The organism is Pontibacter populi, assembly GCF_019336435.1.
Classification (GTDB): Bacteria; Bacteroidota; Bacteroidia; order Cytophagales; family Hymenobacteraceae; genus Pontibacter; species Pontibacter humidus.
The window spans coordinates 1,187,949-1,208,580 of sequence record NZ_JAHWXQ010000002.1 but is presented as its reverse complement, the minus strand read 5'-3'; the positions used below and the strand labels follow the sequence as shown (position 1 = coordinate 1,208,580).

17 protein-coding genes are annotated in these 20,632 nt (G+C 45.5%); 8 read left to right on the top strand and 9 right to left on the bottom strand.

Features of this window, described 5'->3' with window-relative positions:
* The first annotated feature begins 8 nt into the window (after positions 1 to 8).
* Entirely contained in the window at positions 9 to 2,444 is a 2,436-nt protein-coding gene (locus KYK27_RS11735; protein ID WP_219337363.1) for a hypothetical protein, read from the top strand.
* A gap of 50 nt (positions 2,445 to 2,494) precedes the next feature.
* Here the strand turns inward: KYK27_RS11735 and KYK27_RS11730 are convergent, their stop codons facing one another.
* Complete coding sequence (locus tag KYK27_RS11730) at positions 2,495 to 2,956, bottom strand: DoxX family membrane protein (RefSeq protein WP_199110180.1); 462 nt, start codon at positions 2,954 to 2,956, stop codon at positions 2,495 to 2,497.
* 237 nt (positions 2,957 to 3,193) lie between these two features.
* On the opposite strand from KYK27_RS11730, the gene KYK27_RS11725 reads away from it, so the two are divergent.
* The gene (locus KYK27_RS11725; RefSeq protein WP_199110179.1) at positions 3,194 to 3,823 is read left to right on the top strand and encodes a hypothetical protein; all 630 of its coding nucleotides are present in this window, start codon (positions 3,194 to 3,196) and stop codon (positions 3,821 to 3,823) included.
* Between the two features lie 70 nt (positions 3,824 to 3,893).
* Here the strand turns inward: KYK27_RS11725 and purB are convergent, their stop codons facing one another.
* Positions 3,894 to 5,246 (bottom strand): adenylosuccinate lyase, encoded by a 1,353-nt coding sequence (gene purB / locus KYK27_RS11720; protein ID WP_199110178.1) that lies wholly within the window; start codon positions 5,244 to 5,246, stop codon positions 3,894 to 3,896.
* A 278-nt stretch (positions 5,247 to 5,524) separates the two neighbouring features.
* Between purB and KYK27_RS11715 the strand changes: the two genes are divergently transcribed.
* Both KYK27_RS11715 and KYK27_RS11710 read left to right on the top strand, forming a co-directional pair.
* Positions 5,525 to 7,507: a biosynthetic peptidoglycan transglycosylase gene (locus tag KYK27_RS11715; protein WP_199110177.1), complete on the top strand. Its 1,983-nt coding sequence runs from the start codon at positions 5,525 to 5,527 to the stop codon at positions 7,505 to 7,507.
* Between the two features lie 87 nt (positions 7,508 to 7,594).
* Positions 7,595 to 8,644, top strand: a complete 1,050-nt coding sequence (locus tag KYK27_RS11710; protein WP_199110176.1) for a bile acid:sodium symporter family protein — start codon at positions 7,595 to 7,597, stop codon at positions 8,642 to 8,644.
* A 74-nt stretch (positions 8,645 to 8,718) separates the two neighbouring features.
* On the opposite strand, the gene KYK27_RS11705 is transcribed toward KYK27_RS11710, so the two are convergent.
* The 5 genes from KYK27_RS11705 to hemG form a co-directional block, all read right to left on the bottom strand.
* The gene (locus KYK27_RS11705; protein WP_199110175.1) at positions 8,719 to 9,045 is read right to left on the bottom strand and encodes a DUF3817 domain-containing protein; all 327 of its coding nucleotides are present in this window, start codon (positions 9,043 to 9,045) and stop codon (positions 8,719 to 8,721) included.
* Positions 9,046 to 9,158: 113 nt separating this feature from the next.
* Positions 9,159 to 10,217: a 3-deoxy-7-phosphoheptulonate synthase gene (locus KYK27_RS11700; RefSeq protein ID WP_199110174.1), complete on the bottom strand. Its 1,059-nt coding sequence runs from the start codon at positions 10,215 to 10,217 to the stop codon at positions 9,159 to 9,161.
* 280 nt (positions 10,218 to 10,497) lie between these two features.
* Positions 10,498 to 11,466 carry a TerC family protein gene (locus tag KYK27_RS11695; protein ID WP_199110173.1) on the bottom strand — a complete coding sequence of 323 codons (969 nt, stop codon included), beginning with the start codon at positions 11,464 to 11,466 and terminating at the stop codon, positions 10,498 to 10,500.
* Between the two features lie 163 nt (positions 11,467 to 11,629).
* Positions 11,630 to 12,364, bottom strand: a complete 735-nt coding sequence (locus tag KYK27_RS11690) for a polyprenol monophosphomannose synthase (RefSeq protein ID WP_199110172.1) — start codon at positions 12,362 to 12,364, stop codon at positions 11,630 to 11,632.
* 13 nt (positions 12,365 to 12,377) lie between these two features.
* On the bottom strand, positions 12,378 to 13,727 hold the full coding sequence (hemG, locus tag KYK27_RS11685) for a protoporphyrinogen oxidase (RefSeq protein WP_199110171.1): 1,350 nt from the start codon (positions 13,725 to 13,727) through the stop codon (positions 12,378 to 12,380).
* Positions 13,728 to 13,887: 160 nt separating this feature from the next.
* Here hemG and KYK27_RS11680 point away from each other — a divergent pair, with 160 nt between their 5' ends.
* Both KYK27_RS11680 and KYK27_RS11675 read left to right on the top strand, forming a co-directional pair.
* Positions 13,888 to 14,403 carry a D-glycero-alpha-D-manno-heptose-1,7-bisphosphate 7-phosphatase gene (locus KYK27_RS11680; RefSeq protein WP_199110170.1) on the top strand — a complete coding sequence of 172 codons (516 nt, stop codon included), beginning with the start codon at positions 13,888 to 13,890 and terminating at the stop codon, positions 14,401 to 14,403.
* An 84-nt stretch (positions 14,404 to 14,487) separates the two neighbouring features.
* On the top strand, positions 14,488 to 15,756 hold the full coding sequence (locus KYK27_RS11675; protein ID WP_199110169.1) for a Kelch repeat-containing protein: 1,269 nt from the start codon (positions 14,488 to 14,490) through the stop codon (positions 15,754 to 15,756).
* 273 nt (positions 15,757 to 16,029) lie between these two features.
* Here the strand turns inward: KYK27_RS11675 and KYK27_RS11670 are convergent, their stop codons facing one another.
* Positions 16,030 to 16,206 carry a hypothetical protein gene (locus KYK27_RS11670; RefSeq protein WP_199110168.1) on the bottom strand — a complete coding sequence of 59 codons (177 nt, stop codon included), beginning with the start codon at positions 16,204 to 16,206 and terminating at the stop codon, positions 16,030 to 16,032.
* A gap of 93 nt (positions 16,207 to 16,299) precedes the next feature.
* Positions 16,300 to 17,694 (bottom strand): arginine decarboxylase, encoded by a 1,395-nt coding sequence (locus tag KYK27_RS11665; RefSeq protein WP_199110167.1) that lies wholly within the window; start codon positions 17,692 to 17,694, stop codon positions 16,300 to 16,302.
* 79 nt (positions 17,695 to 17,773) lie between these two features.
* Here KYK27_RS11665 and rocF point away from each other — a divergent pair, with 79 nt between their 5' ends.
* Both rocF and argS read left to right on the top strand, forming a co-directional pair.
* Positions 17,774 to 18,745, top strand: a complete 972-nt coding sequence (gene rocF / locus KYK27_RS11660; RefSeq protein WP_199110166.1) for an arginase — start codon at positions 17,774 to 17,776, stop codon at positions 18,743 to 18,745.
* Positions 18,745 to 20,535 carry an arginine--tRNA ligase gene (gene argS, locus KYK27_RS11655; protein ID WP_199110165.1) on the top strand — a complete coding sequence of 597 codons (1,791 nt, stop codon included), beginning with the start codon at positions 18,745 to 18,747 and terminating at the stop codon, positions 20,533 to 20,535. Before rocF ends, argS begins: the two co-directional genes overlap by 1 nt.
* Positions 20,536 to 20,632 lie beyond the last annotated feature (97 nt).

Below are 20,632 nucleotides of genomic sequence, written 5' to 3'. Positions count from 1 at the left end.
GACAAAAAATGCACATCAACAGAAATACGTTTATGCAGGCTGGTTTTTTAAGTAAGGCAGGCTTAATGGCTATGGTTTGCTTTGTGTTGCTGGCATCTGGTACCGTAACGGCGCAAAATACCAGTTTTAAAACGATAGGAGAGCAGTTTGACCAGCACCGCAAAACCGCACTACAGGAAAAACTATACCTGCACATAGACAGACCCGTGTACGCCTGCGGCGAAACCATGTGGTTTAAACTATACAATGCAGATGGTACGCTGCACAAACCCCTGGATATGAGCAAAGTTGCTTATGTAGAGGTATTGGATGATGCACAGCAGGCGGTGTTGCAGGCTAAAGTAGCCCTGAAAGAAGGAACCGGTAACGGATCATTTATTCTGCCTGTTACCCTGAAATCCGGCAACTATAAGGTAAGGGCTTACACCAACTGGATGAAGAATTTTAGTCCTGAGTTCTACTTTGAGCAGCCGGTAACTATAGTTAATACTTTCCAGCAACCGGAGGCCCCGGAAAAACCAGTTGCCGCAGGGTACACGATACAGTTCTTCCCGGAAGGTGGCAACATGGTGGCTGGCGTTGCAAACAAAGTGGCGTTTAAAGCCATAAACCAGAAAACAGGGAAGGGCATTGATTTTACAGGCGAGCTGCACGACCAGTATGGCACTAAAATAGCTGATTTCAAGCCATACAAATTTGGAATGGGCCATTTTACATTTACGCCTACCAAAGGAGCGACCTACACTGCTATAGTTAAATTAACTGCTGACCGGGGCTTTACAAAACCATTGCCAGCCGTTTTAGAGAAGGGGTATGCTTTACAGCTGACCGAATCTGATGCTGACCACCTTAAGATAACTCTAAACCAAATTGGCCAACAAGGAGAGAAAGTTTATCTGCTTGGGCACACAAGGCAAATGGTAGCCGTAGCAGAAGTGGCAACGCTAAACCAGGGACAAGCTACTTTTATAGTGGATAAAAAAGCATTGGCAGATGGCATCACACACTTTACTGTTTTTAATACCCAACAGCTACCTGTAGCCGAACGCCTGTACTTTAAGCAGCCAACGCACAATCTGGAACTGCATGTTACACCTGATAAACCGCAGTATAATACCCGCGAAAAAGTAACCCTGGACCTGCTTGCAAACGCTGATAATGCAACATCTACTGCAAACTTATCAATGGCTGTTTACCGCCTCGATTCGTTGCAGGGAACTACAGAAAGCAACATCGAAAGCTACTTCTGGCTTACATCTGATCTGAAAGGAACTATAGAAAACCCGGCATACTATTTTTCAGCGCTGGGTAAAACAGACTTTGCCGCCATAGATAACCTGATGCTGACACATGGCTGGAACCGTTTTAAATGGGAAGAAGTCCTTAATAAAGAGCCTGCTGCCTATAGTTTCCTGCCGGAGTATAACGGACACCTGGTAACAGGTAGGGTAACCCGTAAATCAACTGGTGCGCCTGCACCGGGCATTATAACCTACCTTGGTTCTCCAGGCAAGCACATCCGGTTTTATAACGCCAGAAGTGATGCCAACGGAGCAATACAGTTTGAGGTGAAAGACTTTTTCGGGGAGAAAGACATTGTAGTACAAAGCAACTTCACAAAAGACAGCACCTACCATTTCGAGATCAATAGTCCATTCTCTGATAAATATTCAAGTAACAAAGTCGCAGCATTCGATCTTTCGGAAACATTGCAAAGTGAGCTTACCTTACGCCACGTGCAAATGCAGGTAAAGCAGGCCTATTTCGGTAACTATACCAACTTGTTTAAATCGGCGGGAGTGGATAGCATCGCATTTTATGGCAAGCCAAGCGAAAGCTACCTGCTCGATGACTACAAGCGCTTTAAGGTAATGGAAGAAGTAATGCGCGAATATGTGCCCGGCGTGCAGGTGCGCAGGCGAGGTGGTAACTTCCGGTTCATGGTTTTCGACAGGCCACATAAAAGTATTTTCCAGGATAACCCCATGGTATTGCTGGATGGCGTTCCGGTATTTAACATAGACAAGATCATGGCTTTTGATCCGCTTAAGGTTAAAAAGCTGGATGTTGTAGCCAGCCTTTACTTTAATGGGCCGTTGGTTTACAATGGCGTGGTAAGTTACACAACCTATACCGGCGACTTGGCGGGTTTTGAGCTTGACCCGCGGGCATTAATGCAAGCTTATGAAGGCCTGCAATTGCAACGGGAGTTCTACGCACCGGCCTACGAAACAACAGAACAGAAACATAGCCGCCTGGCCGATCTCCGCAACCTGCTTCACTGGGCACCAGACCTTAAAGCTGTAACCGGCAAAGGAAAGCAGGTAAACTTCTACACATCAGACCAGACTGGTACTTACCTTATAGTTGTGCAGGGCCTGACTGAAAACGGCGTAATGGGTAGCAAGGCTGTTACATTCAGTGTAAAGCAGCCCGTTATGTAAGAAACTATAGTTGGTTATAGTATCAGCTAAGAGCGCAGCACCTGCATTCCTTAATACGGATGATAGGTGCTGCGTTTTTTTATGCCATGTGCAGTAAATCTGTAAATAGGGCAGCAGGCAAGCAGAAAACCGGCCGCGCAAACCACAAACAAACTATAATTAAAGGGAGCCTTAACACCGATAAAAACCAGCGTACCAAGCGCTAAGAACAAACTATAGATTCCGGTACCAAGGGCGGCCCACCTCACTTTAATCCCGATGAGTAGCATCAGCGCCAAGACACCTTCCAGTACCGTTGCAACAGTAGCCAGCATTTCGGTCATGCCTTTAGAGGTAAACGGCAGGAGTGCATGCATATAATTTATATACACATGCCAGTCTCCCCAGATGATAGTTGGCGATCCCGGTTCGCCCCAGTAGCCGGCTTTGTCAGCAATGGCGGCCAGCAGGGTAAAGGCCAGCGCCAGCCGCATAAAAAGTACCCCGTAAGGTAAATATTTGTCTTCGCTCATGTACTGGTGTATTGTTGCATCAAACTATACGTGCCAGAAATACCTGACTTTTATTAAACGATAAATTGCTGATTTAATATAAAGTTGAGCTTCCTTTTTGAAGTAGCAACTATGGCTTGTCCTCTAAATGTACTTTCAATAACAACTATTATGTTGGTTAATATAGGATAACTATAATATATCAAAGGCGTTCCCGTTACCTATAAACTGAAACCAAGCTAAACCAAAATAAAAATTATGAAAACCAAATTAATGACCGCCACCATGTTTGCAGTGTGTAGTATGTTTGCTTTAAGCAGCTGCGACAAAGAAGAAGATGATAACACGCCAATCGCTGAAGGGACATTTTATTTCGAAGCTGATATGGATGGGAAATCGCTTTACTTACCTGAAGGGAAAGACGGCTACACAAGCAAAGCATTTGTGCAAACCGAGGCAACTACTGCCGGCTGCACCGAAATACAGTTTATGCAGGTCGCTAAGTCAAACGACATCAAAAAATCAATAGAAATAGCATTTATAGAACAGCGAAACTCCTGCACTACAGATTGCACGCAAAGCAAAACCATGCTCCAGACCGGAGACTATAGTTTTGGCCGGTTAGAAACGTTCTCCGATAAGCCTATGCAGGATGGCGTTGTCATCAGGTACACCGATATTTATGGCAAAGTCTGGAGCACGGATTTTGGCACAGCCGACCAAAGCAACGGCAGCTTTAACGTAACTAACGTGTCGGCAAATACGGCTGACAGTAAATCGCAGTTACTGGCTACAGCCGAGTTTAACTGCACCTTGTATGATAAAGCCGGGAACCAGATAGTGATAACTAACGGAGAAATTGTAAGCCGAAGCATCGTTTGTGAATAATATACCAACTATAAAAAGAAAACGCCTGTAGCAAAACTACAGGCGTTTTCTTTTTATAGTTAAGGACTGACTACAGCATATCCACACCCGTGTAAGTATAAGGTGTTATCTGTTTTAACTCAGCCTTTATAGTTTCGCTCACCTGCAGGCCATCTATAAAATTGCTTATAGTTGAGGCAGTAATTTTTTCGTTTTTGCGGGTTAGTGCTTTCAGGGCTTCGTAAGGCTGTGGGTAGCCTTCACGGCGTAGCACCGTCTGAATTCCTTCTGCCACTACAGCCCAGTTCTCTTCTAAATGATGTGTCAGGGCGGCTTCGTTTAGTTCCAGTTTACCAATTCCCCGCTCCAGCGATTTTAAAGCGATAACAATATGCGCCAGCGGCACGCCCACATTACGCAGCACCGTAGAGTCGGTCAGGTCACGTTGCAGGCGGGAGATTGGTAGCTTGGCCGATAAGTGTTCTAAAATAGCGTTGGCAATACCCAGGTTCCCTTCGGCATTTTCAAAATCGATTGGGTTTACTTTATGCGGCATCGCCGAAGAGCCAACTTCGCCGGCTTTGATCTTCTGCTTAAAATACCCCATTGATACATACTGCCACACATCCCGCGAAAAATCCAGCAGGATGGTGTTCAGGCGTTTCAGGCCATCGAAGTAAGCAGCCAGGTTGTCGTAGTGCTCTATCTGGGTAGTATACTGGCTGCGGCGTAAACCAAGGCTCTCCTGCACAAATTTGTTTCCGAAATCGGGCCAGTTTATAGTTGGGTACGCAATGTGGTGTGCGTTAAAGTTACCTGTTGCCCCGCCAAACTTAGCCGAAAACGGAACCTGGCGCAGCAGATCCATCTGTGCCTCCAGACGCTCCGCAAACACCATGATCTCTTTGCCTAAACGGGTAGGAGAGGCGGGCTGTCCGTGCGTGTGCGCCAGCATCGGTATGTTTTTCCATTGCTGAGCCAGTTCAGTTAGCGTCTGGTGCAGGTGCTGGTACATTGGTTGCAACACACGCTCGTCTGCATCACGCATCGAAAGCGGTATAGCCGTGTTGTTTACATCCTGCGAGGTCAATCCGAAGTGAATAAATTCTTTGTACTCGCCCAGACCCAGCGAATCAAACTTATCTTTTATAAAATACTCAACCGCTTTCACGTCGTGGTTGGTCGTTTTTTCGGTCTCTTTTATAGTTAGTGCATCCTGCTCGGTAAATTGCTCATACATCTGGCGCAGCGCCGGGTACAAGCTTTTGTCAACTTGTTGTAGTTGTGGCAAAGGCAGTTCGCAGAGGGCGATAAAATACTCCACTTCAACCAGCACGCGGTAACGGATCAGGCCAAACTCAGAAAAGTAAGCGGCTAATTCAGTGGTGTTGCGGCGGTAACGGCCATCCACCGGCGATATGGCAGTAAGCGTAGTAAGATTCATCACAGGTATAGTTTTTGTTCAAAGATAAGCAGGAATGCCATAGTACGCCAACACCGAAAGCGCTGTAACTGAAATTTATAGTACCAGTTATAGTTTGTGTTTTTGGATGATCCGAGTATACAGGTATAACTATATCTAAAAAAACAGATTGCCGTATGTGTTTGGGTATAACATAATACACACAAGCCTTCGTATCTTTAGAGATCACTATACTTAACTCTGATTTTAGATACTGAATCTAAATAGCGTAATTCGCAGCGAATATTTTGAACCAACTATTGAAAAAAAGAATACTGATCGGAGTGGGCATTTTTGTGTCGCTGCTCCTTATACTCCTCGTTCTGCTCATTATTTTCAGGGGTAAGCTTCTCGAATACACTATTAAAAAAGTTGAGGCCCGGATAGAGAACAAATATCCCGTAGATTTTAAAGTGCAGGATGCCCACTTCACAGACATAAACTCTGTAGTGCTGAGTGGCATTTCGCTGGTACCACACGACCGCGATACCCTGTTCGTTACCGACTCGGTACATGCTACTGTCAGTATCCGGTCCATCTTAAAAGGCCGTATCGTGTTCGATAAACTGCAGGTGGCCAACGGGTATTTAACAGCCCGCAAAAACGGCGATATCAACAACTTTACGTTCCTGTTTAAGTCTGATAAGGCAGAACCGGCGGACACTACTGCTAAGGGTGGGCGCAACTATGGCGAACTGCTTAACCGCCTGATAGAGACCGCTTTCGATAACGTGCCCAACCAGGTTGATTTTAAGAATCTGAATGTGTCCTATGAATCGCCGAACAGAACTATAGCTGTAAAAATGCCTTTCCTGAAAATGGATGATGGCACGATAAACACGGAACTGACGATACAAATGGACAGCATTGTGAACAACATGCGTGTTCGCGGAACCATAGACCCCGGCGACTATAATCTTTCTGCCAGTGTGTATGCTTCGGATAAGAATGGTATACGTGTGCCTTACGTGGAAGAAAAATTTGGCGGAACTGTAGCCTTCGATACGCTGCATGTGAGCCTGGAGGATAAAAAATATCGCAAAGACAGGCTTACCCTACGCGGCAATGCCAAAGTGCAGAACCTGGTAGTGAACCACCCGCGCATTGCTACTGAAGATGTATTGGTGAAAGAAAGCGCAGTAGATTATGTGGTAACGATCGGCAAAGACTTTTACGCCATTGAGGAGCCTACCAAAGTGCGCGTAAACCACGCTGTTGCAAACCTGCAGGCCAGCTACCAGAGCAATCCTTCTAAAATAATAGACCTGAAAGTTAATACGGAGAAGATTCCTGCCAACGATTTCTTTGAGTCGCTGCCGCCGGGCCTTTTCGAAAACCTGGATGGCATAAAAGCACAGGGGACCTTACAATATAAAATGAGCTTCCATGTGAACATGGACCAGTTGGACAGCCTTAAGTTTGACTCAGACCTGGATGCTTCCAAAGATTTCAAGATACTGAAGTGGGGCAAAACCAACATCGAAAAGATCAACGGGTCGTTTGTTCACACTGTGTATGAGTATGGAAAGCCGGTTCGTACGTTTACTGTTGGTCCTGCAAATCCATTCTTTGCCCCGATCAGCCAGATATCGCCATATTTGCGCAATGCCATTCTTACCGCAGAAGATGCAGGCTTTTACAAGCATAATGGTTTCCACGAAGAAGCTTTCCGGCAGGCGATTATCAAAAACCTGAAAGAAGGCGAATTTGTGCGCGGTGGCAGTACCATTTCGATGCAGCTGGTTAAAAACGTGTTCCTGACGCGCCATAAAACGATAACCCGTAAGGTAGAAGAAGCCATTATCGTCTGGCTGATAGAGAACCTGGACCTGGTATCGAAAAATCGTATGTTTGAAGTGTACCTGAACATTATTGAGTGGGGACCAAACGTATACGGCGCCAAAGATGCCTCACGGTTCTATTTCGGAAAGCAGCCATCAGAACTTAACCTGGCAGAATCCATCTTCCTTACCAGCATCATCCCAAGCCCGAAACGCTACCGTTCCTCTTTCGACAGCCATGGCAACCTGCGTAACTGGAAAGGATATTATTACAGGCTGATAGGTGGCATTATGCGCCGCAGAGGATTAATAACAGAGGCAGAATATGAGAACCTGTACCCGAATGTAACCCTGTATGGCCGTGCCCGCGACCTTATAGTTACCGCCCCGGATACTTCTATGTCAGAAGAACCGGATACTTCCGAGTTTGAACTGGAAACGATTGATCTGCTCGATCTTTAAACTATAGCTTAACCTTACCTGGCGGCCCCGCAACTATAGTTGCAGGGCCGTTATACTTTACAAAACTTTGCAACTATACTTGCACCCATGAAACCAGATAACAACGATAATACAGTAGCAAAAGGTGTCGGGCTGATACCGCGGGTGAACCGTTTTGCAAACCGGCTGGGGTTAGACTGGTTTCTGCTGGCTCTACTGTTGATGATTGTGCTGGCATACTTGTGGCCGCAGGTTGGAGTAAAAGATGGCCCGCTGGCCCTGGGAACGATAACGGATGTAGGCGTTTCGGTTATTTTCCTGTTCTATGGTTTGCGCCTGAGCCCCGAGAAACTGAAAGCCGGTTTAAGCAACTGGCGACTTCATTTACTGGTACAGCTAAGCACCTTCGTACTGTTTCCGGTACTTGTGTTGCTGTTGATGCAGGTTGTCAGTGCGGATAGTTCTAGCCTGTTGTGGCTGGGCGTTTTTTACCTGGCTGCCCTGCCTTCTACTGTCTCCTCGTCGGTGGTTATGGTTTCGGTAGCGGGGGGCAACATGCCGGCTGCCATCTTTAATGCCAGTATCTCCAGTTTGCTGGGTGTTTTTATTACGCCGCTCTGGATGGGTGTTTTCCTGTCGGCTGGAGCCGGAACAATTGATATGCAGGAGGTGATGCTGAAACTGGTGGTACAGGTGCTGGTTCCGGTTATAGTTGGAATCTTGCTACACAGCCGGCTGGGAGCTTTTGCAGAGCGCTATAAAGCGAAGATCCGCTTCTTCGACCAGAGTATCATCCTGCTTATAGTTTATAGTTCGTTCTGCGAGTCGTATGCCCGTAACCTGTTTGGTGGGTTGAGTATGTTGCACCTGGTTGGGTTGGGGGTTGGTATGCTGGCGCTGTTTTTCCTGATCTACGGTATTATTACGACCATTAGCCGCTTACTTCATTTAACCTGGGAAGATAAGATTACAGCGGTGTTCTGCGGCTCTAAAAAATCGCTGGTGCATGGCACGGTAATGAGTAAAGTGCTTTTCCCGGATGCCAATATGGTGGGTGTGGTGTTGTTGCCGATCATGATCTACCATGCGCTGCAGCTGGTAGTGGCCAGTATTATAGCGCAGGCCGCCGCCCGCAAAGCTGCTGCACGCCAACTATAGTTGCTGACCAAACTATAGGACAAACAAAAAGCCCCACCGTTTCCGGCAGGGCTTTCTTGTATATATTTCTATAGTTACGCTACTTGTCTTTCGCGTTTAGCTGCAAGCTTTGCTTCTTCTTCCTGCTTCAGCTTTTTGTCGAGCCAGAAGGTACCAAACGGCACAAACGACAGGGCAAATGCAACCACGCCTTTCAGGAACGACCAGCGCTCAGCAAAGAAAACATGCGCCAGTGTGGCCACATACAGCACAAACAAAACACCGTGCGCCCAGCCTACATACTTCACTGGCTCAGGTATGTCTAACATATATTTCAGGGGCATCGCTAAAAACAGCAACACCAGAAAAGAAATACCTTCATATAAGGCAATCGCGCGGAAACGTGAAAGTGGCGTACTCATGTATTTATAGTTTGATGGTCAATTTATGCTGCAACTTAACACACATCTTCCGGAAAACGTGCCTTTTACACCATAAATCATACTTATTCGCTTTTATTGTCTAACTATAGTTCTCAGGCTACCGCACTTGTGGGTTCGCTGCCGGTTGTGCTGGTAAAAGGCTGCCCTACCTGGCTTAGCAAACCGGTTAGTTGCTCCTGCTTTTTGCGAAGCTGGTCTGCCGGTGATGCACTGCCCAATCCGAAGCTGCTCATCTGGCTGGCTACTGTTGAACGGTGCAACAGCAATTCCATTAACTGCTCATCCAATGTTTCCACTTCCTGGCGAAGGGCATCCAGGTGCTCTACCAGTTGGGTTGTTTCGCTGAGCTTTACACGGGTTTTAAGGGCGCCCAGCAATACGGCCAGTTCCTGCGGCATTAACTGCTGCTGCTGGCTGCTCAAAGCTGTTGCCGGGCTTACATGTGTTTCCAGTAGCAGGCCATCCACACCAAGATCTAAGGCTCGCTGGCCAACCGGGTAAAGCAGGCTGCGCTTACCGGCAATGTGGCTGGCATCGCAAAGCACAGGTAGTTCCGGAAGTTCCTGGCGTAGTTGCAACATTACTTCCCATTTAGGCTGGTTGCGGTACAGCAGCTCTTTATCTTCCCCTGAAAAGCCACGATGAATACCGCCCAGATCCGTAAGGCCGGCTTGCTGCAGTCTTTCGAAAGCACCTGCCCACAAGCCCAGATCCGGGTAAACCGGGTTAGTTACCAGTACCGGCGTAGCAGTTCCACGCAGTACGTCGGCAATTTCCTGAACGGCATACGGGTTTACAGTTACCCTGCCATTCAGGCAAAGGATATCAATGCCATGTTTCAGGGCTTCTTCGGCCTGCTGCGCGTTCGAGACATCTACCGCCAGGCGCAGACCGGTTTGTTCTTTTACTTTTTGCAGCCATGGCAACCCCTTAGAGCCGACACCCTCAAAGCTATTCGGGCGTGTGCGCGATTTCCAGATACCTGCCTTAAAAATGTTCACGTTCTGCATCTTACTCAGAAGCTGGGCGGTTTCTAATACCTGGTTTTCGCTTTCGGCGCTGCATGGGCCAGCAATCAGCACGGGCATTCCGCTTGCATTCCTGAAGCTGGACTGCGGTGCCAAACTGATGGTTGTTTTACTTGCTCTCATGACTGTACATAAAAAAACTGTTGTAAAAATGGCTTTTCAGCCTTTCGTTAAATGGTTTTACAATTGGGTTAAAAAACAAAAAGCCCCGCTTGTGGGCGGGGCTCTAAATGGCTTTTGATAAAAGTATATCTATACTATACACAAATGTCTACCACCAGAGCCCCACAGATGGACCTTGGAAATATTGATAAACATATATGTGCAGAATAATTTCATTTCTTGTATTTGATTGACGCAAGTTAAACTATAAAATCCGCTAAAAGCAATTTTTACACTTAAATTATTTTACGCCAGCATCTTTTTTGTCCTCGAAATTCTGTGGTTTTGGCAGGTCCTCCTCCTTTTTAGGGAACATTAATGACGCAATAACCGAGATGGCCAGAATACCGCCAACCACGCCAAGCGCAATACGCATATCCAGGTGGAAAACATCGCTCAGCATCAGTTTAAAGCCGATAAATACCAGTATCACCGACAACCCATAATGCAGGTAATGGAACAGCTGCATGATACCTGCCAGTGCAAAATACAGTGCCCGCAAGCCCAGTAGCGCAAATACGTTAGAGGTATAAACTATAAACGGATCTTTGGAGATGGCCAGGATAGCCGGAATAGAGTCTGCAGCAAAAACGATATCCGTTGTCTCAACCATGATCAGTACCAGGAACAGGGGCGTGGCAAATATTTTACCGTCGATCTTGGTGAAAAATTTACCGCCAACTGAGTGCTTCGTGAAAGGAAGCTTCTGGCTAATCCAAACTATAAACGGGTTCTGCTCAGGGTGCAGCTCTTCATCGTTCTTCTGGAATGCCATTTTTATACCCGTAAATATCAGGAAAGCCCCGAGTATATAGATGATAAAGTGGAATTTGGCAATAAGCGTAACACCTACTAATATAAAGATAGCCCTGAACACCAGCGCGCCCAGTACACCCCAGAAGAGGATCTTGTGCTGATACTTTGTAGGAACCTTAAAATAGTTGAAGATCAGAATGAACACGAACAGGTTATCGACGCTAAGCGATTTTTCTATCAGATAGCCTGTGAGGAATTCTAGGGCTGGGCCGGGGCCTTCCAGGTAATAGATCAGGGCATTAAAAGCTAGCGACAGCCCGATCCAGAAGGCACTCCAAAGCAACGCTTCTTTAATTTTTACTTCGTGCTCTTTCCGGTGGAAAACAAAAAGGTCCAGGGCGAGAAGCAGCAGTACAAAGACGTTAAAGAAGATCCAGAAATATATATTATCCATAAAAATGAATTCAGAAGCGGTGGCCCATACCCGTAAAACTATACGCTTTGCAGGTACATAATGGGTAAAGTTAATTTATTTGCCTGTAGATATATAGCGCAGTGCTATGAAATTCTGAAAGAAAGCAGGAATTAAGCCCGGTTACTGCAAAAAGCAGGAATGGTTAATAGCGGTCGAAGTGGCGGAAGAAACTGTTCACTTTCATTTTCAGCACTCCCAGTACGGCCTCTTTAAAAATGCCTGACGACATTTTAGATTGCCCCTTGGTGCGGTCGGTAAAAATGATGGGCACTTCCTTTATTTTGAAGCCGTATTTGTAAGACAGGAACTTCATTTCTATCTGGAAAGCATAGCCCACAAACCTGATCTTGTTAAGCTGTATTGTTTTGAGCACCTTGCGGCGGTAGCATTTAAAGCCGGCGGTGGTATCAGCAATGGGCATCCCGGTTATCAGGCGCACATACCAGCTGGCGAACCACGACATAAGCACACGGTTCATGGGCCAGTTAACCACATTTACGCCTTGTATATAGCGGCTGCCAATAGCCACATCGTAGCCATCTACAGCACAGGCATCGTGCAGTTTTATAAGATCGTCGGGGTTATGCGAGAAGTCGGCATCCATCTCAAAAATATACTCATACCCATTGCGGAGTGCATATTTAAAACCATGGATGTAAGCAGTGCCCAAACCAAGTTTGCCCATACGGGTTTCAAGGTAAAGGCGCTCAGGGTACTCTGGTTGCAGGTCGCGAACTATAGTGGCAGTGCCGTCAGGGGAGTTATCGTCGATGATCAAAAGATGAAAGGGGTGAGCCAGTGACATCACTTTCCGAACTATAGCTTCAATGTTCTCCCGCTCGTTGTAGGTTGGGATGATCACCAACGATTCTTTCATACCGCAAATATAGCTATTCGGCTATTGATGGTGCGGGCCTTTTTAAATTAATTTTGTGAGCGAGTTCTTTAGCATGACGAATGCAGCCCGCCACCGATATACCAGCCTGCCAGTTAGCGGCTATAAACAAGCCGTCCTGCTCCAGTTGTTCTGCCATGTGATGTGCATCTTCAATATACAGGTCGTATTGCGGAATGGAATGTTCCCATAAGTGCATGTGCTGGAATATCGGTTTCTCAGCTTTTATGCCATAGGTTTCTTCAAGCTCTTTGTGCACACACGTCATCAACTCGTCCTTATTGGTAAGCGCATGTTCCTCAAACTGGGCACCTCCAACAAAACTGGTAAATAACACTTCATGCGGGCGGCAGCGTCCTTCAAACAAGGAACTGGACCAGATAGAGCCAACAGCAAACGGGCATTCGGCTTTAGGGTGCAGGGCTCCGTATCCGTTCAGGTCATGGCTTACGTCGTTGCGGTTGTATACAGAGTGCACAACAGCCATGGGCGGGTAATGTATGTTTTGTAAAGCCGCTGCCATTCCCGGAAAAGTATAATGCAGCAGTTCTGCGGCGTGTAGTGCCGGCAGGGCCAGCACCAGCAGGTTATATTCCTGGGTATCGTAGTCGCCGGTGGTAGCGCAGCTTATAATGTATTTGCCCTGGTTGCGGGTAATCATTTCTACATAATGCCCGGTATGCAGCGAGATCAGTTTTTCAGCAATGGCATTAGGCAGGGTCTGCATTCCGTTTGCAAACGAGATATTTTCAGGGGCAAGCTGGGTACCTTTATGCTGCATCAATCCTTTAAGCACGGAACCATAGTTGGTTTCCAGTTCTTTCAGCATCGGGAGCGCTTTATGAACAAGCAGCTTTTCAGGGTCACCACCATAGATACCGGCTATAAAAGGATTTACAGCATAATCAATAACACCATGTCCGAAACGCCGTTCAAAAAACTGGGTTATCGTTTCGTAATCTATATCTGCAGGCGGAATCTCTTTTTCTTGAAGGATGCGGAGTTTTGTTTTCCAGGAGAAGACAGTGTTGGATAACAGCGAGAAAGGATTTACCGGAAGCTTTTCGTAAGATCCGTTATGAAGCACATACCGCTGATAACCTGCCTGGGCAGTGGGCACTACTTCCTGTTCCAGTTTCAGTTCCCGGATTAGGGTTTTAAGTTCAGGGGTAACTTGTAGCGAGTTTGGACCGAGCTCTAAAAGATATCCGCCCTCTTTTACCGTTTTTATATTACCACCAACATTTTCACTTGCTTCGAAAAGGTCATAAGGTACTCCAAGCTTTTGCAGGTAATAAGCCAGCGCCAATCCCGAAATTCCTGCACCAATAATCGCCACTCTCATATACCCGCCTTTCCTGCTTTAGATTTACCTCCTGTAATTGCACTATGTTTTCATGTTTTTCTACCCTGGTTCTACTTATCTTTACGATAGGAGCAGAAAAATTATACCTATCTCAAACGCTTTATTTTCTATTTTAGCATTTAAAACTGGTTATACTTTTATGGCGAAGCAGAAATGCGTGTTTTTGGACAGAGATGGGGTGCTAAACCGGGAGCGCGGCGACTACACTTATTTACTGGACGAGTTTGAAGTTTTGCCGGGAGTGCCCGAAGCCCTGACATTGCTGAAGAATAACGGGTATCTGCTTATAGTTATTACCAACCAGGGCGGCATTGCCAAAGGGTTATATACCAAAGATGATGTAATGGCCTGCCATCGGAAATTACAGGATAGTTGCAACAACCTGATTAATGCTATTTACTACGCTCCCTCACACCCAAACTATAGCGAATCCCTTTCCCGTAAACCCGACAGCCTGATGCTGGAACGCGCCATTGCCAAATATGACATTGACGTGAACTATAGTTGGATGATAGGAGATTCGCTGAGGGATATTGAAGCTGCAGATAGAGTAGGAGTGAGGTCGATATTAGTGGGGGATAAGTATGAGGCTGGCACTTACCCGTTGCAGGTGAACGATTTGTGGGATGCAGCGCAGGTTATAGTTGGGGGGTAATAGCAAGCAAAAGTTATTGTTTTGATTTAAATATATAACTAAATTCAGGTTTTAATATATCTAACAAACTTAATATTTAGTACCGTGAAAAAACATTTACTGCTTATCATCGCTCTTTCCCTTACCCTAACTGCTTGTAAAGAAAGTGCAAAAGAGGATCCGGTTCCTGTCCAAACCCCAGCTCCAAGAGCCAAGACAACTATTGAGTTTAATGAGCCAGGTGCTGTCCTGGAGTCCTCTGTGGTTTTCTCCGGTTTAATACATCAAAAGGATCCAAGTATAAAAGAGTATGGTGTTGTATATTCTAAGAATCCAGAAGTTGATATAAAAACAGGTACGAAGATAGTATTTGGGCCAGAAGTTGGCGACTCATATAGGATGAGAGTAAATGGATTAGAAGAAGGAACAAAATACTATGCTAAAGCCTATCTTATTCATGAGGATAATGTAGTTAATTACTCTCAGAGTAGATACGAAGGGAATGTATACCCATTTGAGACAGCTAAGTCAGGATCATGGGCCAGGTTATACCTGCCATTTAGGCCAGACTTCTCTACCGGATTTTTTATAGGTGATATTCTATATATTATACCTAATTCTTACGAAACGAAAAGAGATTTGCGTACCTACGATCTGAATTTGGATTTGTGGACTTCTAAGGGAGAAATTCCATTTTCACCAAGAAAGGAAGGAAATGCTTTTTCTTACAATGGGAAAGGGTATCTTATGTTAGGTGCTAAGATTGATAACAGTGAGAAGTTTGATGAAGTTTGGGAATATGATCCTGCAACAAAGGTTTGGACTAAGAAAGCGAGTTGCCCTGTTAAGATGTCAGCAGCGGCAGGATTCTTACTTAATGGTAAATATTATGTTACACGAGATAGTAGAGGTGGGGAGATATATGAATACGATATAGCAGCGGATACCTGGACAAAGAAAGGTGCTATATTGGAACACATAGATAACATGAGCTGGGGTAATAGCTTTGTGTATAATGGCAAAGGCTACATTTATTCTACTTCTATATGGCCATTTCCTGCTTATAATTTTGCGGCGTATGATCCGGTTAATAACTCCTGGTCATACATTGTTGCACCAATACCGGGTTACCAATGGTCTGATTCTCAGGCACGGAACAAACACCTGTCAGTTTTGATAAATAATAAGATCTATACAGCACTAGGTGATAATAAATACGATATGTATTCATTTGATATGATTACAGAAGAGTGGCAAAAAATAGGGAAATATCCGGCAGGCTCCCTTTCTTCTGAAGCAATGGCTGTAAACTATGGCAATAAGATTTTATTGTTGGATGGGTTTACTGGTTATGTGTATATTCCAGCGAAGTAATATTTTAAAGTAATAAAACTTAAAAAGCTCTCTTTATTGTAAAAGGAGAGCTTTTGTTTTTACATCACTTATAAGAGCTCATTTGAATAGGTTATAGCTTGTATGAATGTGCTCTCTCATAAGTAAACACACCCCTAACCCCTCTCTAGAGGGGAATTGTTCCTTACCTGATCGAATAATTTACTCTATTCTAAACTATAGTTTACAAATTCTCCCCAATAAAAAAACCGGCCATAAGCCGGTTTTATATTTTTAAGGGTGTAAGTAGCTGTATTAGCCGTTTACTCTGTTCGTTGCTGGAGTCTCGTTAGATGCCGATACGCTAACTTTCTCCTTTACAGAAGGATTTTCTACATTACCCAGGTTATAGTTGTAAGCCGGGCAGTAGGTTTTGCAGGAAGCCATGCCCATAGCAAGGCAAAGCGTACCGAATACTAATAACTTTTTCATGACGGTGAATATTTAACGATGGTAGATCAAAAATAAGGGAAATACAATTAAAGCAAAAGTTACTTACTAAAAAAAGTGAAAATAGTATTTACCTTATGCTTCGTAGCCCAAGATACGTAACATTGACTCACTTGTTTGCTCCGGCGCAAATTGCCAGGTCTTTATTTCTCCGTTCTCATCCTTATCTACTAAAATATGCTGCGGCGATGGAATCAGGCAATGTTTGATGCCACCATACCCGCTAAGCTGTTCCTGGTAAGCGCCCGTATGGAAGAACCCAATGTAAAGTGGCTCATCTTTAGGGAGTTTAGGTAAAAATACCTGGAACGAGTGCATCTCCGAGTTATAGTAATCCTGGCTGTCGCAGGTCATGCCTCCCAGCTGAATTCGGCGATATTCCTTATCCCAGTGATTAATGGCAAGCAGGGGCCAGCGCTGGTTAAGTGCCCAGGCATCCGGCAGGTTCGTTATAAAAGAACCATCTATCATGTACCAGCGTTCTTTATCGTTCTGCAGCTTTTCATCCAAAATAGAGTAGATGTTGGCTGCACTTTCGCCTACCGTAAAAATACCAAATTCTGTAAAGATGTTCGGCTCCGGAACTCCCTCTTCAGCACAAATGCGCTTTATAGTTCTAAGGATCTCTTCGGTCATGTAACGGTAATCATACTCTACCTGTATTGAAGTCTTGATCGGGAAGCCGCCACCAATATCGATCGTATCCAGCTCCGGACAAACTTTCTTCAGTTCGCAGTACTTATGCACAAAACGGCTAAGCTCCGACCAGTAATACGATGTGTCTTTAATGCCTGTGTTTATAAAGTAGTGCAGCATTTTCAGCTCAAACCTGTCATCCGGCTTAATCTGCTTTTCATACAAATCAATCACATCGTTGTAGCGAACACCCAGGCGTGACGTATAAAACTCGAATTTAGGTTCCTCGTCTGAAGCCAGGCGCATGCCCAGCTTGGTTTTTTCCTTTACATGCTCTTTGTAGTAGTCTATCTCTCCAATGTGATCCAGGATAGGCATACAGTTCACAAAACCCTCGTTAATGAATTCAGAGATCCACTCGCGGTACTGCTGGCGTTTAAAACCATTGCAAACGATGTAGGTGTTCTTATCTATCTTGCCTTTTTTGTAAAGCGATCTGATGATCTGCATATCGTAGCCCGACGAAGTTTCGATATGGATGTCATTTTTCAGGGCTTCTTCCAGCACAAAAGAGAAATGCGATGCCTTAGTGCAGTAGCAGTAAGTATACGTACCGTTATAATCCAGCTTTTCGATACTCTCGTTAAAAAGCTTTTTGGCACGTTGTATCTGCGAACTTATCTTTGGCAGGTATGTTAATTTAAGAGGAGTGCCATATTTTTTGATGATATCCATTAGCGGAATACCATTAAAAAGCAGCTCATTATTCTCCACCTGAAACTCGTCTGTCGGGAAGTCGAATGTCTGGTGGATGAGGTCGGTATATTTATCCATTCTCGATTGTGGGTATTATAAGAAAATATGCAATATTGATCGTTATTTACCATCTTTGCAATAAGTTTGTTCAAAATCTATGAAAAAAGTGAAACTGATAGAGGTGAGGTCGGAGTTGGGAGCCGGTACGCGTGGCGCCAGCATGGGCGTAGATGCGTTACAGGTAGCCTGCTGGGACAAAGGATCTGACTACTTCAAGCGTTTCAACTCTGTTTCGGTACCTGATCTGAACTATACTTTGTTCGATAAGGACCTGTTCCCGCATGCACACCGCATCGATAGCATACTTACCGTACAAAAAAACATAGCCAATACCGTTGAGCAAACGATAGCTATGGACATGTTCCCGCTGGTCTTGTCCGGCGATCATTCCAACGCACACGGAACTATAGCTGGTATTAAAGCCGCTTATCCTGATAAAACATTGGGTGTGATCTGGATTGATGCACACGCCGATATCCATTCGCCGTACACTTCGCCTTCGGGTAACGTACATGGCATGCCACTGGCCGCCGCCCTGAACATTGATAACCTGGAGCGCCAGATAAATGAACCCGAGCCGGAAACGATTTTCTTCTGGAATTCCCTTAAAAAGCTTGGTGTAGATGGCCCGAAACTGGAGCCTAAGCACCTGGTATATATGGTGGTACGCGACACCGAAGAGCCCGAGGACTACCTGCTGAATAAATATGGAATCAGGAACTATTCGTATGCCGAGCTAAATGCTAAAGGAGTTGCCGAAGTAGCTGCTGAAGCTTTGGAGCAGCTTCGCGAATGCGATATTATTTACGTGTCTTTCGATGTGGACAGCCTTGACTCCAAATTCTCAAAAGGGACTGGCACACCTGTTGAAATCGGGCTGACCGTAGAGCAGGCCAAAGAACTAAACTCCCTTCTGCTGCAGGACCCGCGCATTGTCTGCTATGAGATGACAGAGATAAACCCGACACTAGACACCGAAAACACCATGGCCGAAAACGCCTTCGATATATTGGAGGCCGCCACTGAAGCCATTTTACACCGAGAATCTAAAAGTACAGCCATACATTAATGCAATTACAAGCTACTATTTCTAAACGTATAAGCGAGGCCCTTCAGGCCCTTTTTAATATTACAATTGATGCCGACCAACTTGCTTTGCAGCCAACCCGCAAAGAGTTTGCCGGCTCTTTTACTTTCGTAACTTTCCCGTACACCAAACAGGCTGGCAAAGGGCCTGAGCAGATCGGCCAGGCATTGGGCGAGTACCTGAAAGAAAATGCCAAAGAGATAAAAGATTTTAACGTTGTAAAAGGCTTCCTGAACCTGGAAATAGAGCAGACCGAATGGCTGAGCTTGTTCCGTGAACTAATGCGCAACGAGAAGTATGGCTACGGCGAGAACAGCGGTAAAAAGGTAATGGTAGAGTATTCGTCGCCAAACACCAACAAGCCGCTGCACCTGGGCCACCTGCGTAATAACTTCTTAGGTTATTCGGTATCTGAGATACTGAAAGCCAATGGCCACGATGTAATGAAAGCCAACCTAGTGAACGACCGTGGTATACACATCTGTAAATCAATGCTGGCTTACCAGAAATTCGGTAACGGAGAAACACCGGCAAGCAGCAATATAAAAGGCGACCATCTGGCTGGTAAATACTACGTGCAGTTCGACAAAGCTTATAAAGAGCAGATTGATGAGCTAGTAACCGGCGGCATGGACAAAGAGGAAGCCAAGAAAAAAGCGCCGCTGATACTGGAAGCCCAGGAGATGTTGCAGAAATGGGAGCAGAACGACAAAGAAGTGGTTGATCTGTGGAAGCAGATGAATGGCTGGGTTTATGAAGGCTTTGATGCGACCTATAAGAACATCGGCGTTGATTTCGATAAATTCTATTACGAGTCGGAGACCTATATGCTGGGTAAAGAGCGTGTAGAAGAAGGACTGGCCAAAGGTGTGTTCTTTAAAAAGGAAGATGGCTCTGTTTGGGTTGATCTGACAGACGAAGGGCTTGATGAAAAATTACTGTTAAGAGCAGACGGAACCTCGGTTTACATTACCCAGGACATGGGCACTGCTGAACTGAAGTATAACGACTTCCCATACGATCAGTCGATTTATGTAGTAGCCGATGAGCAGAATTACCACTTCCAGGTGCTGAAAGCAGTACTTAAGAAATTAGGCAAGCCATACGCCGAAGGTATCTATCACCTGTCGTACGGCATGGTAGACCTGCCTTCCGGTAAAATGAAATCCCGCGAGGGCACAGTAGTGGATGCCGATGAACTGGTGCAGGAAATGATCGACACCGCGCGTCAGCAGACCGAAGAACTGGGTAAGATAGAAGGCTTTACACCGGAGCAGGCGAAGGAACTATACCATACGCTGGCAATGGGTGCGCTGAAGTACTTCTTGTTAAAAGTAGATCCAAAGAAACGCATGTTGTTCAATCCGCAGGAGTCTATTGACTTCCGTGGCAACACAGGTCCGTTCATTCAATATACGCACGCTCGTATCGCGGCTATTCTTCGCAAGGCCGGCGAGATGGGCTTAAAAGTAGATGTTACTGCTTTTGGAAATGTTACTACGATGCACGAAGCGGAGCAGGAGGTGATCACGCAGCTTGTAAACTATAGTGCTGTAGTAGAAGAAGCCGGAAAACTGCATGCACCATCTGTTATCGCTAACTATGCTTATGAGCTGGCCAAAGCTTATAACCGTTTTTACCAGGAGATATCCATCTTCAACGAAACCGACGAACAGGCCCGTAATTTCAGGATTGCACTATCAGCTATGGTGGCCCGCTTCGTGCGCGAAAGCATGGGGCTGTTAGGTATAGCAGTGCCGGAGCGGATGTAAGTCGTCTGAGTCGGGATCTGCAGGATTTTAGGATTGGTATTGTTAGGCAGGTCACGCCCTGACCAAGTGTGGACTGTACTATAGAACTATAGATTAA

Excerpts from the sequence above, each read along its gene's own strand:
- KYK27_RS11735 (WP_219337363.1), top strand. The coding sequence starts at position 9 with ATGCACATCAACAGAAATACGTTTATGCAGGCTGGTTTTTTAAGTAAG.
- KYK27_RS11730 (WP_199110180.1), bottom strand. The coding sequence starts at position 2,956 with ATGAGCGAAGACAAATATTTACCTTACGGGGTACTTTTTATGCGGCTG.
- KYK27_RS11725 (WP_199110179.1), top strand. The coding sequence starts at position 3,194 with ATGAAAACCAAATTAATGACCGCCACCATGTTTGCAGTGTGTAGTATG.
- purB (WP_199110178.1), bottom strand. The coding sequence starts at position 5,246 with ATGAATCTTACTACGCTTACTGCCATATCGCCGGTGGATGGCCGTTAC.
- KYK27_RS11710 (WP_199110176.1), top strand. The coding sequence starts at position 7,595 with ATGAAACCAGATAACAACGATAATACAGTAGCAAAAGGTGTCGGGCTG.
- KYK27_RS11705 (WP_199110175.1), bottom strand. The coding sequence starts at position 9,045 with ATGAGTACGCCACTTTCACGTTTCCGCGCGATTGCCTTATATGAAGGT.
- KYK27_RS11700 (WP_199110174.1), bottom strand. The coding sequence starts at position 10,217 with ATGAGAGCAAGTAAAACAACCATCAGTTTGGCACCGCAGTCCAGCTTC.
- KYK27_RS11695 (WP_199110173.1), bottom strand. The coding sequence starts at position 11,466 with ATGGATAATATATATTTCTGGATCTTCTTTAACGTCTTTGTACTGCTG.
- KYK27_RS11690 (WP_199110172.1), bottom strand. The coding sequence starts at position 12,364 with ATGAAAGAATCGTTGGTGATCATCCCAACCTACAACGAGCGGGAGAAC.
- hemG (WP_199110171.1), bottom strand. The coding sequence starts at position 13,727 with ATGAGAGTGGCGATTATTGGTGCAGGAATTTCGGGATTGGCGCTGGCT.
- KYK27_RS11680 (WP_199110170.1), top strand. The coding sequence starts at position 13,888 with ATGGCGAAGCAGAAATGCGTGTTTTTGGACAGAGATGGGGTGCTAAAC.
- KYK27_RS11670 (WP_199110168.1), bottom strand. The coding sequence starts at position 16,206 with ATGAAAAAGTTATTAGTATTCGGTACGCTTTGCCTTGCTATGGGCATG.
- KYK27_RS11665 (WP_199110167.1), bottom strand. The coding sequence starts at position 17,694 with ATGGATAAATATACCGACCTCATCCACCAGACATTCGACTTCCCGACA.
- rocF (WP_199110166.1), top strand. The coding sequence starts at position 17,774 with ATGAAAAAAGTGAAACTGATAGAGGTGAGGTCGGAGTTGGGAGCCGGT.
- argS (WP_199110165.1), top strand. The coding sequence starts at position 18,745 with ATGCAATTACAAGCTACTATTTCTAAACGTATAAGCGAGGCCCTTCAG.